Genomic DNA, 13,330 nt, shown 5'->3' on the forward strand with positions numbered 1-13,330 from the left:
TAAACAAGGTTATAGAGATGAGTAAATATAATGCAATACAGCGATTTAATCTCTGTTTTCAACAACTTGAAACAGAAATCAATGCTCTTACCGATTTTCTTCGTCAGTTAAAGCAACTTCCTTCTGCGGTTTTTGAATTACCTGAGGTAAGTAAAGAAGATGAACATGATGAGATAACAAATATTACAGTGTCACCTAGTTATGATCTTGATGCTTTAGAACTCTCTTTAAAATTAATGACCAATCTCTTTATCTATGATAATGCCCCACATGTCAGTAGCAAGCGTGCGATACGTTTACCGGGGGTACTCTGTTTTAGTGTCAGCAATCCTGTATTTAAGAATGTAAAAACACAAGTAGAGAGCATTAATTCATTAAAAAAACAGCTTTCAGATATTGTGACGAAAGAGTCTGGTATTTCGAAAGAAGAACGTTTTGATTTTGTCCATAATCAGCTAAAAGGCTTAATTACACTTAATGCTTATCGCACCCTCACCCTACTTTCTGATCCTGATACAGTACGTTTTGGCTGGGCCAATAAAAACATTATAAAAAACTTAACTCGTAATGATGTGTTAGCTCAGCTAGAAAAAAGTCGAGAAGCCAATCGCGCCGTACCTCCTTATACTAGTGAACAATGGGCTGAACGTATCGATAAAGAGATAATGACCCTTTCACAACTCCCGGAAAATGCCAAATTAAAAATTAAGCGTCCAGTGAAAGTCCAACCTATTGCCAGAGTTTGGTATTCGGAGCAACAAAAACAGGTACAATATGCTTGTCCCCTACCATTATTAGCTTTCTATATTGATAAAGCGTCGGATTTTAAGCCCATAATAGGTGAATTAGCTGATTATGATGTGAATAATATTCAAATTCGCCATCGCCCTAAAGCCAAAAAGTTACAATTAATTATTCCACGCTTACATTTATATCTTGAAAAATAAGCAATAGAAAAAAAATCCCGCTATCTGGGATAGCGGGATCCAATATTGTACTAGATAAAATAAGCGTATAATTGCTTATTTTTTCATACTACCAACCATATCTTCTGGACGTACCCAGCTATCAAATTCTTCTGCTGTCAGGTAGTTCAGTTTCAGTGCAGATTCTTTCAGCGTTAAGCCCTCTTTATGAGCTTTCTTCGCGATCTCTGCAGCTTTGTCATAACCGATATGGGTATTTAATGCCGTAACCAGCATTAAAGACTCATGCAATAATTTATTAATACGCTCACGGTTTGGTTCAATACCAATAGCACAATGCTCGTTAAAGCTACGCATACCATCAGCCAATAAACGCACTGATTGTAGGAAGTTATCAATAATCATTGGGCGATATACGTTCAGTTCAAAGTTACCTGAAGCACCACCGATATTGATAGCAACATCATTACCCATAACTTGAGCGCACAGCATGGTTAACGCTTCACACTGAGTTGGGTTCACTTTACCTGGCATAATGGAGCTACCTGGCTCATTTTCTGGAATAGAAATTTCGCCAATACCGCAACGAGGGCCAGATGCTAACCAACGTACATCATTAGCTATTTTCATTAATGAGGCAGCTAAACCTTTTAACGCACCATGAGAATGAACCAGTGCATCACAGGTTGCTAATGCTTCAAATTTGTTAGGAGCCGTGACAAATGGCTGACCTGATAATTCAGCGATACGTTTAGCAACGCGAACTGCGTACTCAGGATGTGTATTTAATCCTGTACCAACCGCCGTTCCTCCCAACGCAAGCTCACACACATGAGGAACTGAATCTTCGATATGTTTGATATTATGCTCAAGCATCGCCGCCCAACCGGAGATTTCTTGACCTAATGTAAGTGGTGTCGCATCTTGCAGGTGAGTACGACCAATCTTGACGATATCATGGAAAGCTTCTGCTTTCTCTTTAAATACTTTCAGTAATGATTTTAATTCCGGCAGTAAATCCTGACGTAATGCGATAACAGCAGCGACATGCATGGCCGTTGGGAACACATCATTTGAACTTTGACTTTTGTTAACATCATCATTCGGATGAATTTTGCGTTCCATGCCACGGATACCACCTAGTATCTCACTACCACGGTTAGCTAACACTTCATTCATATTCATATTTGATTGAGTGCCAGAACCGGTCTGCCAGATTGCTAATGGGAATTCAGTTGGGTGTTTACCTGCCAGCACTTCATCAGCAGCAGCAATAATTGCATCTGCACGTTCTTTAGGTAATAACCCGAGATCCATATTGACACCGGCGGCGGCTTTTTTGGTTAAAGCAAGCGCGTGGATCAGTGCAACAGGCATTTTTTCTACTGAAATACGGAAGTGTTCTAGAGAACGCTGCGTTTGAGCTCCCCATAACTGGTCAGCTGGTACTTCGATTTGTCCCATTGAGTCTTTTTCAATGCGAGTGGCTGCCATTTCAATCTCCTTAAGTACACAGAATAATTGATTAGTTCCGAATTACTTTCTAGTAAATAACTCGGATACAGCTATCATGCCATAAATAGAATAATAAATATGAGAGCTAAAGCGAGCTTATGAAATTTATAACAGAATGAAATTGGTTGATTTTTCTGATTAAATGAGGTTGGCTCACGATAATATTGGTGTTTTTGCTCTCTATTTATAACCATATTAATTACAAGCTTTTATTCTGTATCATAAATACAAATATGGCTTAAATAAATATACTTTTAATCCAAAAAAGACCAAAAAACGACATTTTTATCTTTAATTGCCTTATTTAAGTTATCTATAATTATTTCTCTTTAAACTCATTGTGTTAGCTTATAACTAAGTAAGTTCTGATTGCGTTCTTATTTCACTAAATCTATATTTACAGAGAATATAGATAGCAATTAATATACGCTAATTATCTATATTCATATTCAGAGTATTGATAACCAAAACCAATTTGTTGGATTGTTTAAGGGTAGCAAAACAATCTTAAGAACGTATGCTACAAAGCATACACAGAGGATGGACTAGAATTATGAAGAAATCGCTTGTCGCTGTTGGTGTTATTGTTGCACTAGGTGTTGTTTGGACCGGTGCATCATGGTACATGGGCAGTAAAATTGAAAGCCGCTTACAGGAAGAAACCAAACGCACTAACGTTCAATTAGCGCAACTTGCTAAAGAAAGCCAATTAGGTGCGGATATTAAACTTGAAATTCGTGACTATAAGAAAGGCGTCTTTACTTCTACTGCTGATCTTGCGGTTGTGATTTCAGAGCATGCCAAATCAGATGAAGATAAAAAAGTAGAAGAAGTGCTCTTTAAGACGGATATTGACCATGGGCCATTCCCTCTTTCTGATATTGCTCAATTTAATCTAGCTCCTAAGTTAGCAGCAATGAATAATACTTTAGTGAATAATGAGACCACTAAAGATCTATTTAAGTTGACCAAAGAGCCATCATTTATTGATATGCACTCTTCTTTATCGTTTGATGGCAGTGTATCAGGTAAAGTTAACATAAATCCTATTAATTACAGCAAAGAAGGTAGCCAGTTAACAACATCTGCGTTTCAGATTGATTTTTCTTCCGATAAAAATGCAACAAACATCTCAACAGCCGTAAAAGGTGATGAAGTCATTGTTAAGAAAGGTAATGATGAAACCTTTACGCTGAAAAATATTGCAGGCTCTGTCGAAGGAACTAAAGTTAAAGACGATCAATATCTATTTGATACACAAACACTGAACTTTGGCGATATTACCTTTACGAGCCAAGATAAGTCATCTAATTTCACTTTAAAAGATACTTCTCTTGCAACTAAGAGCCAAATTAAAGATAAATTATTCTTTATCACTCAAGATTATAGTTTTAAATCTCTTAATGTTGGTGGTTTTGATTTTGGTGCGGGTAAATTTGCTTACTCAATTGATAAAGCAGATCCAGATGCGATGTTGCTATTAACAAAAGTTTATAACAGCACCTTCTTACCTTGGAATCAAAATAAATACGATAATTCAGCGATGATTGAGCAAGCTGTACGTGATGTTTTGGAAAAAGGTTTAGTATTCCGTATCGATGAAGCATCACTTACCAATAGCAGTGGCGCAAGCAAGCTAAACTTTAAGTTAGATTTAAATGCGTTCAATGCTGATGCACTGAAAAAAGAAGACAAGGCGCCTTCAGTTCTGTTTAATGAATTGTTTAATAATATCGATTTTAATATCGATCTTTCTGTACCAATGCTAACGGAGTTCCGTAGTACCACACAATACCTTGATGTTATGCGTTATTCTGAAAAAGGCTTAACAGACGAAGATAAAGCTGAAATTCAGAAAACAACCGCTAACGACATGGCACAGTTAAAAACTGAATTACAGCAAAATATCAATCAAATTTCTCAAGACGAGAAAGATGCTCTGCCATTGATGCTGTTATCACAAGACGGTAATAAACTGTCTTTAAACCTGAACTATGCTGCTGATAAATTTACTATGAACGGTAAAACTTACAGCTTTGATGAGTTTATGGAAGTAACACAAGCCCCTCAAATGTTAGGTTTAGCGGCTATGTTATTTGGTGCAGGTGCTTCTTCTTATGATTATGATGACTCTGATTATCCTGAATATTCAGAAGAGCCAGATCAAAATGATGCAATAGAAGAGCCACAAGTTGAAATCCCAGCGGCACCTGCTGAAAACAATTAATTTTAGTCACTGATAGCATACAGTCACTAATCAATAAAGCCCCCTATCACCATTCTTATGATAAGGGGCTTTTTATTGTTATTAACAATCACAATGAGGCTTAAACACTTCGCGTGTGCCCCAATCTTCTTTACAACATGAATCAATCGCTTTATGCATTATTTCTGCAAGGGTATTAACTGTTGATATAATAGTAGAGAGCTCTTCACAAACATGACGACACGTTGAATTATCTTTATTCAGATCAGGAAGTTTAGGTAATGTTAAACTGTCACATAGAATTTCTTGCAGAACTAAAGAAAAATTAGCGATACCTGTTGTGTATATATAAGAGCGTCCTCCCGTCATCTGCGCTAAGCGCACATACTCTTTCGTGATGTTATCTCTATCAGCAATAGTAGGAAAGCGATCCACATTAGAGGGATCATCATTAGGCGTTCCCTGATAAGTATATACTTTTACTTTTTCGCTTCTAGCAACCACTATTGCCTCATTGTTTTTAAGCACAGCGGCTTGTGTTAATACACCTCCGCCACCTTCCATACCTTCATCACCTAAGACAAAAATTGCACGACGAGCGCCATCTCGCCAATCGAAATATTTACACACATCAATGACGGCTCGGCATAAATCTTCTTTATTTCCAGCATGATCTCGTCCATCAGCCTCTTTAAATGGCGCTCTTGCTTGTAATTTGTGAGCAGATACACCTTGTGTCATTAAATAGTCAGTCACTGAGCGATCGAACTTAGTATTATCCCACGTACCTTCTATTCCTAAAAAAGTGACTCTTAAACTTGATGGGCAACGTCCTAATGCCTTTTGAACAGCATCATCTATTTGTTGACTTAAATCAGAAGATTCATCAGCCATTGAGCCACTTGTATCTATTACCACAACTAAATCTAAAGCAACATTGCCATCTCCTGTCTCCATTTGTGAACTTAAAGTAGGGTTAGCAGTTGGTGGCGGAATTATTGGGTTAGCAGTTGGTGGCGGAATTATTGGTTTAGCTATTTGTTTATTACTATCATTATTTATTAAACTATTATTTGATTTTCCATTCATATTCTCGCTCCAATATATGCGATATTAAAAATAAAGTGATTAGCCTTTTTCTAGCAAGAATATATTATGATTTTATTTTGTTTATTCACTTCCTTATTAAATATAATAGATTTGTTGTTTTTTAATATCCCAATATTATTAACAATAATTAATAAAACAATCACTTTATTTATAATTAGATAATCAGCCCTTCCGCCAATAGACATTCTTAATTCTTACCAACACCTATCAATATATCTGATAGCTTATATCAAAAACTATGATATGTTTGTTTTTAAAGGAAAAATTACATTTTCAGCCAAGTTGATAAGAAGCATCAACTATACTGAAAAATAAAGATAATAAATGTACAGCATTAATTTAAAAATAATTTTTATCATCGAAAAATACAAAAAAAACGCCTCTTTATGTATTAAAAATAAACAACTTTAGTTTAATTTATAGTGAATCAATTGAAAATCATTCATAATAATAGGCAATTTATTACTTTATTCCCCTCAAAAGAAAGTCACCATAACAAGTGGATTTTCATTATTATTATTAAAAAGGAAAATAACACGTGATTGACACACAGTTGCCTTTAACCGATTTGCACCGCCATTTAGATGGAAATATCCGTCCGGAAACAATTTTAGATTTAGCACAACAACATAATATTGCCCTACCTGCCTATGAGCTAGAAACATTGCGCCCACATGTGCAGATAACTAAAAATGAGCCTAGCTTAGTGAGCTTCTTACAAAAGTTAGATTGGGGCGTTGCTGTACTCGCCGATTTAGACGCTTGTCGCCGTGTTGCTTATGAGAACGTCGTCGATGTTGCTAATGCAGGTATTGATTACGCAGAATTACGCTTTTCACCTTACTATATGGCCATGAATCATCAATTACCGATTGAAGGTGTTGTTGAAGCAATTATTGATGGTGTACAAAGTGCCTTACACACTTATGATGTTGAGATCCGTTTAATCGGCATCTTAAGCCGTACTTTTGGTGAAAATGCCTGCCAGCAAGAATTAAATGGTCTATTAAAACATCAAGATAAAATCACCGCACTTGATTTAGCTGGCGATGAATTAGGTTTCCCTGGGCATTTATTCCAACCTCACTTTAATCGTGCTCGTGATACTGGCTGGAAGATCACCGTTCATGCAGGTGAAGCGGCTGGTGCTGAAAGTATTTGGCACGCGATTAAAGAATTAGGGGCAAGTCGTATTGGTCACGGTGTTAAAGCCATTGAAGATCCCCGTTTGATGGATTATCTCGCAGAGCACCAAATTGGTATTGAATCTTGCTTAACCTCAAATATTCAAACCAGTACTATTGCCTCTTTAGCACAACATCCTCTTAAGAAGTTCTTAGAGCACGGTATTATCGCCTCGCTCAATACTGACGATCCGGCCGTGGAAGGTATTGAGTTAAAACATGAGTATACTGTTGCTGCTCCTGCGGCGGGTTTAACCGCAGCACAAATTCGCCAAGCACAAATTAATGGTCTTACTATGGCTTTTATTAGCCAAGCTGAACGTGATGCATTAATTAAAAAAGTGAGTTTAGGTTAATATTAACGAAAAAATACCGCCTTATTGCTAAGGCGGTATTTTTATCTTTTGCTCTATTTTTACAGTGACTACTGATGGTGTTTTTTAGCTTGATTGGCATAACGCTGAGCTAATATGGCACAAACCATTAATTGAATTTGATGAAATAGCATCAGCGGTAATAGCATGATCCCCACCGTTGCTGCGGGAAATAGTACATTTGCCATGGGAACCCCATTCGCCAAGCTCTTTTTCGAGCCACAAAATACAATCGTGATTTCATCAGCTTTATTAAAGCCAAGCCATCTTGCACTATAAATATTAATAACAAGTACAATAGCCAGTAATACACAACTGACAATGGTGATAGTCAATAACGACCAACCGTCAATTTTATGCCAAATACCTTCAACGACGGCTTCACTAAATGCAACATAAACCACCAGCAAAATAGAAGAGCGATCGGTTCTATTCACTAACATCTTATGATTATCAACCCAACGGCCAATTAATGGACGAGATAAATGACCGATAATAAAAGGCACCATCAGTTGTAATAAAATAGATTGTATCGCCCCCGCAGTATCAAAATGCTCAGCAGAGCCTTGTGTTTCCATTAAAAAACCCACCAGCACAGGGGATAAAAATACCCCTAAAATGCTTGATGCTGATGCACTACAGATTGCCGCGGCTACATTACCACCGGCAACAGAAGTAAAGGCAATAGCGGATTGTACTGTCGCAGGTAAAGCACAAAGATATAAAAACCCCATATAAACGGTAGGTGACATCCAGTCAGGTACCATAAACTGTAGTCCCAACCCTAGTAATGGGAATAAAACAAAAGTACTGGCAAAAACCACTAAATGTAAGCGCCAATGACCAAGTCCTGACAATATCGCTTCTCTAGAAAGCTTTGCCCCATGTAAAAAAAACAATAAGGCGATCGCAGCCGTAGTGAGATGTTGAAAGATGACTTTTATCTCACCTTGCGCAGGTAATAATGTTGCGAGTATGACCACCAAGATCATAATCATTAAAAAAGAGTCAATTTTTAGCTTTTGCCACCAAGACATGGTTTTCGTCACTCCCTAATGTTTACAGCTTAATTGTGGTTTTTGATTGATTTGAAAGGCTACCGGCTTCAATTAAACGCATAACATTAATGGCCTGTGACACAGTAACAGGACTCTCTTCACCAAATGCAATCGCACGATAAATTTGCTGATAATAAGCGGGATAATTACCTGATAGAGTCGGTAACTTTGTTGTTACTAATTCACCACTCTCTGTCGATAATGTTAATTCACCCTCTTGAGGATCAGCCCCCCAGTTATACATTTCCGTCGGAAGATAACCCGCTTTTAATGCATCTTCTTGGGTATCTAAACCATATTTTACATAACTGCCTTTGGTCCCATGAATAGCAAAAATAGGCGTAGGTGAGGCAACCAACATAGAGGCATGTAAAATAACTTTCAGATGACCATAGTCTAATAGTGTATGAAAGTAGTCAGCATTTTTAGCATTAGGGCGCAACTGAGCAATATCAGCAGTGATTGCATAAGGTTGACCAAAAAGACATACCGCTTGGTCTAGTAAATGAGGAGCCAGATCATACCAAAGCCCTCCACCAAGTCCGGCATCTTCACGCCAACGTTGGCGCACAGCGGGTCTAAAACGATCGAAATGCGCTTCATAGGCACTGACTTCACCTAATGTTTTATCGGCGAGTAATTTTTGAACGGTAAGAAAACCGGCATCCCAACGACGATTATGAAAAACTGAGAGTAATCTCTTAGCTTCTTTCGCTTGTTGTGCCAATTTTTCTGCTTCATCGAGTGTCAAAGTAAAAGGTTTATCGACAACAACATGTTTACCGTTTTTTAAGGCTTGTGAGGCGTAGGTATAGTGAGTGTTATTAGGTGTTGGAATAACAATTAAATCGATGTCTGGATCATCAATCAGTCGTTGTGGGTTGGCATACACCGTAATATTAGGAAAATCAGCGATAACTTTACTTTCATCAGAGCTTGAAATGGCTGATAGTGTTAACCCCTCAGTGGTACTGATCAGGGGAGCATGAAAGGTTTTACTTGCATAACCATAGCCTATAATCCCCACGTTTAAATTTTTTGTCATAACCCTATCCCGCTTTTATCTTTTTATTCTATAAATGAAAAATGACTTTCACTTCTACAGCTAAATAAATAATAACAAAGTTTGTGATAATATCTCGTTTAGAACTTAGTATAATAGTAGGATCTTTGATTAATGAAATTAAAACCTCAGACAAACGTTTTGCCCGAGCAATCCCCTAAAGCCCCTATTACGGGTTGGTTACTTGCCCCTTTGGCTTATTTGCTGTTGTCGATAGTGGGCTTAGGTTTAATGTCTGTTTTATATTTAATACGATATTTTTCAGATTTTTCGATTATCCACCAGCTACCTTTTCATGTGGTATCAAGCTGGTATCTTTCCGTGTTAACAACATGGGCGATGTTTGCATTTACCGCTTATTTGTTAAGACAGTTTTTTTACCGCGCTAAAAATTTTCCTCGTTTATTTATTATTTGGTTATTAATTAACTTATTGTTGGCGATAAAAAGTTTCGGTTTTGCCCCTGTTGATGATCAAACCGCGGTTAAGTCACTATTATGGGCCGTTATGGCAACTGTCTGCTTTGTGCCTTATATCAAATATGCTAAGCGTGTCCGTGAAACTTTCACACAAGATCGATAACTTCATACATTTCAGCTTGATATTATACTCGCCCGTTTAGCCTCTTTATTTTATGAGGCTTTTTCTCCATTTTTTAACAATTTTGGCATAGCAATGACTGATTACTTGCTTTTATTCGTTGGTACCGTCTTGGTGAATAACTTTGTACTCGTCAAATTCCTCGGTTTATGCCCATTTATGGGTGTATCAAAAAAATTAGAAACCGCGATAGGAATGGGGTTTGCGACAACGTTTGTCATGACGATTGCCTCTATTAGCTCTTGGCTAATGGATACCTTTATTTTAGTTCCCTTAGACTTACTCTATTTACGTACACTCAGCTTTATTTTAGTGATTGCTGTTGTGGTGCAATTTACAGAAATGGTCGTAAGAAAGACGAGTCCAACGTTATATCGTCTATTGGGGATTTTCTTACCTTTAATTACCACCAACTGTGCCGTATTAGGGGTCGCATTACTGAATATCAATCAATCACATACCTTTATGCAATCAGCAGTATATGGTTTTGGTGCTGCGGTAGGATTCTCCTTAGTTATGGTGTTATTTGCAGCCATTAGAGAAAGACTGGCTGTCGCCAATATTCCTGCTCCTTTCAAAGGCTCTTCTATTGGCTTAATTACTGCGGGTTTAATGTCTCTTGCCTTTATGGGTTTTAGTGGTTTGGTGAAACTGTAATGAATTCTTTATGGATAGCAATTGGTGTACTGGGTGTACTAGGGCTTCTATTCGGCCTGATTTTAGGTTATTCCGCTCGTCGCTTTAAAGTAGAAGAAGATCCTATTGTGGAAAAAATTGATGCCATATTACCACAGAGTCAGTGTGGTCAGTGTGGTCATCCTGGTTGCCGCCCTTATGCAGAAGCGGTAGCTAATAATGGAGAAATGATTAACCGTTGTGCACCGGGTGGTGAACAGGTTATGTTAAAAATTGCCGAACTGATGGGGGTTGATCCACAACCACTTGATGGTGATGAAGAAGCATTAAATCCGGTGAGAAAAGTGGCTTTAATTGATGAAGACAACTGCATCGGGTGCACAAAATGTATTCAAGCATGCCCAGTGGATGCCATCGTCGGCGCTACTCGTGCAATGCACACCATAATAGAAGATCTCTGCACAGGGTGTGATTTATGTGTTCCACCTTGTCCAACAGACTGTATTACTTTAGTTCCTGTGAAAATGACGACCTCTAATTGGAAATGGGATTTAAATACTATCCCTGTAAGAAATATTCCTGCAGAGCCAGAAGAAACACCCGAAGATGAACCGTCATTAAAGACGGAGGATAACGCTCATGTTTAATCTCTTTTCGTTATTTAAAAAAGATAAAATTTGGGATTTTAAAGGCGGCATTCATCCTCCCGAAATGAAATTACAATCAAGTCGCACGCCTATGCGTATTGCCCAGTTACCGGATGAGGTTACCATCCCTATTCATCAACACTTAGGTACTCCTGGGCAACTTTGCGTTAAAGTGGGTGATCATGTTTTAAAAGGCCAAGCCTTAACTCGTGGTGTAGGAAGAACATTACCTGTTCATGCTTCTATATCAGGTACGGTCACGGCAATAGAGCCATTTCCAAGCACTCACCCTTCTGGTCTACCTGAAATTGCAGTGAAAATTGTCTCTGATGGTAAAGACGAATGGCGAGAAAAATCACCACTAGTTGACTATCAATCACAAAGTAAAGAGGTATTGCTTACCCGTATTCATGAAGCAGGCATTGCTGGATTAGGGGGAGCGGGTTTTCCAACAGCCACAAAATTAAAAGGTGGTGGTGATTTAGTTAAAACGCTCATCATAAATGCCGCTGAATGTGAGCCTTATATCACAGCTGATGACAGACTTATGCAAGAGCACGCAGATGAAGTTATTGCGGGTTGTCAGATATTAATGCATATACTGTCACCGGATGAAGTGCTGATTGGTATTGAAGATAACAAACCTGAAGCTATTGCCGCCTTAAAACAAGCATTAGCAGCACTCACAAATGAAAAACGTATTTTTATTCGGGTGATCCCTACCAAATATCCATCTGGAGGCGCTAAACAGTTAACAAAAATATTAACGGGCAAAGAAGTTCCTTCTGGCGGTCGCTCCTCTGATATTGGCGTATTAATGCAAAATGTGGGGACGGTAGTGGCAATTAAACGTGCCATTATCGATGATGAACCTTTAATTGAACGTGTCGTCACCGTAACTGGACAAGGGGCTAAAACCCCAGGCAACTTTTGGGCGCGTTTAGGTACTCCTATTTATGCACTTATAAAACAAGCAGGCTTTGTTGCTGGCTCTGAGCAGATGGTCATTATGGGCGGGCCTTTAATGGGCTTCACCTTACCTGACTTAAATGCCCCCGTTATAAAAATTACTAACTGCTTATTAATTCCCTCTCCAGAAGAGATGGATACAGATAATGTTGAAGAGGCTTGCATCCGTTGTGGTCAATGTGTTGACGCCTGCCCTAGTGGTTTACTGCCACAACAACTTTACTGGTTTAGTAAAGGGAAAGAGCATGAGAAAGCGCAACAACATAATTTATTTGACTGCATTGAGTGCGGGGCTTGTGCTTTTGTCTGCCCTAGTAATATTCCATTAGTACAATATTACCGCCAAGAAAAAGCAGAAATACGAGAAATTGATGCGGAAGCTAAGCGAGCGGCTGAAGCTAAGGCTCGCTTTGAAGCGAAAAAAATCCGTATGGAACGAGAAAAGCTTGAACGTGAGGCAAGACATCAACGTGCTGCAGTTAAGCTTGATGATCACCAACAAAATGAAGTGCAATCTGCACTTTCTCGTGTAAAAGAAAAACATAGCATTGGCAAAATTATTGCTGTTAAAGCAGGAGAACAACCTGACAACGCAGCGGCTATTGCTGCACGCAAAAAACGTAAAGAAGAAGCCCGAGCAAAACAAGCTGCTAAATTGGCACAACAGGTACCACAAAATACCCATACCACCGCCGATGCAGAAAGTGATCCGCGCAAAGCCGCTGTAGCGGCAGCATTAGCTCGTGTAAAAGCTAAGAAAGCTCAACAAGCGCAAGCAACTACAAAAGTAGACACTCCTGCTGAAACTCAGGCTGAGGTGGAAACCGATCCACGCAAAGCCGCTGTAGCGGCAGCATTGGCCCGCGTAAAAGCTAAGAAGGCTCAACAAGCGCAAGCAACCGCAAAAGTAGACACACCTACTGAAACTCCTGCTGATGCTGAGCTGGAAATCGATCCGCGTAAAGCTGCTGTGGCTGCTGCTATTGCTCGGGTAAAAGCTAAAAAATCTCAACAAGCACAGGCAACTGCAAAAGTAGACATA

General features: G+C 38.7%; 11 protein-coding genes. 7 read left to right on the forward strand and 4 right to left on the reverse strand.

The genetic code is table 11. From position 1 onward, the window contains the following. Positions 1 to 17: 17 nt before the first annotated feature. On the forward strand, positions 18 to 947 hold the full coding sequence (gene tus / locus HMPREF0693_RS01630; RefSeq protein WP_004243001.1) for a DNA replication terminus site-binding protein: 930 nt from the start codon (positions 18 to 20) through the stop codon (positions 945 to 947). Between the two features lie 75 nt (positions 948 to 1,022). Here the strand turns inward: tus and fumC are convergent, their stop codons facing one another. After that, positions 1,023 to 2,420 carry a class II fumarate hydratase gene (gene fumC, locus HMPREF0693_RS01635; protein ID WP_004243002.1) on the reverse strand — a complete coding sequence of 466 codons (1,398 nt, stop codon included), beginning with the start codon at positions 2,418 to 2,420 and terminating at the stop codon, positions 1,023 to 1,025. A 574-nt stretch (positions 2,421 to 2,994) separates the two neighbouring features. Here fumC and HMPREF0693_RS01640 point away from each other — a divergent pair. After that, a complete protein-coding gene (locus HMPREF0693_RS01640; RefSeq protein ID WP_023843567.1) occupies positions 2,995 to 4,668 on the forward strand; it encodes a YdgA family protein in 1,674 nt (557 codons plus the stop codon). Positions 4,669 to 4,749: 81 nt separating this feature from the next. Here HMPREF0693_RS01640 and HMPREF0693_RS01645 read toward each other — a convergent pair whose 3' ends face one another. Beyond that, positions 4,750 to 5,736 carry a hypothetical protein gene (locus tag HMPREF0693_RS01645; protein WP_004243005.1) on the reverse strand — a complete coding sequence of 329 codons (987 nt, stop codon included), beginning with the start codon at positions 5,734 to 5,736 and terminating at the stop codon, positions 4,750 to 4,752. 559 nt (positions 5,737 to 6,295) lie between these two features. Between HMPREF0693_RS01645 and add the strand changes: the two genes are divergently transcribed. Continuing rightward, positions 6,296 to 7,297, forward strand: coding sequence for an adenosine deaminase (add, locus tag HMPREF0693_RS01650; RefSeq protein WP_004243008.1), 1,002 nt, complete (start codon positions 6,296 to 6,298; stop codon positions 7,295 to 7,297). A 68-nt stretch (positions 7,298 to 7,365) separates the two neighbouring features. Here the strand turns inward: add and HMPREF0693_RS01655 are convergent, their stop codons facing one another. Further along, entirely contained in the window at positions 7,366 to 8,352 is a 987-nt protein-coding gene (locus HMPREF0693_RS01655) for a bile acid:sodium symporter family protein (RefSeq protein WP_004243014.1), read from the reverse strand. 22 nt (positions 8,353 to 8,374) lie between these two features. Further along, the gene (locus tag HMPREF0693_RS01660; RefSeq protein ID WP_004243015.1) at positions 8,375 to 9,418 is read right to left on the reverse strand and encodes an oxidoreductase; all 1,044 of its coding nucleotides are present in this window, start codon (positions 9,416 to 9,418) and stop codon (positions 8,375 to 8,377) included. Positions 9,419 to 9,550: 132 nt separating this feature from the next. Here HMPREF0693_RS01660 and HMPREF0693_RS01665 point away from each other — a divergent pair, with 132 nt between their 5' ends. The 4 genes from HMPREF0693_RS01665 to rsxC form a co-directional block, all read left to right on the forward strand. Next, positions 9,551 to 10,018 carry a DUF2569 family protein gene (locus HMPREF0693_RS01665; protein ID WP_004243016.1) on the forward strand — a complete coding sequence of 156 codons (468 nt, stop codon included), beginning with the start codon at positions 9,551 to 9,553 and terminating at the stop codon, positions 10,016 to 10,018. Positions 10,019 to 10,111: 93 nt separating this feature from the next. Then, complete coding sequence (gene rsxA, locus HMPREF0693_RS01670; RefSeq protein WP_004243017.1) at positions 10,112 to 10,693, forward strand: electron transport complex subunit RsxA; 582 nt, start codon at positions 10,112 to 10,114, stop codon at positions 10,691 to 10,693. Beyond that, positions 10,693 to 11,319: an electron transport complex subunit RsxB gene (rsxB, locus tag HMPREF0693_RS01675; protein ID WP_004243020.1), complete on the forward strand. Its 627-nt coding sequence runs from the start codon at positions 10,693 to 10,695 to the stop codon at positions 11,317 to 11,319. The genes rsxA and rsxB overlap by 1 nt, the downstream gene beginning before the upstream one ends. Next, positions 11,312 to 13,330: electron transport complex subunit RsxC (rsxC, locus tag HMPREF0693_RS01680; RefSeq protein ID WP_004243021.1), on the forward strand; the 2,019-nt coding region annotated here is incomplete at its 3' end. The genes rsxB and rsxC, both read left to right, overlap by 8 nt.

Origin of the sequence: Proteus mirabilis ATCC 29906, assembly GCF_000160755.1 — a bacterium.
GTDB classification, from domain to species: domain Bacteria; phylum Pseudomonadota; class Gammaproteobacteria; order Enterobacterales; family Enterobacteriaceae; genus Proteus; species Proteus mirabilis.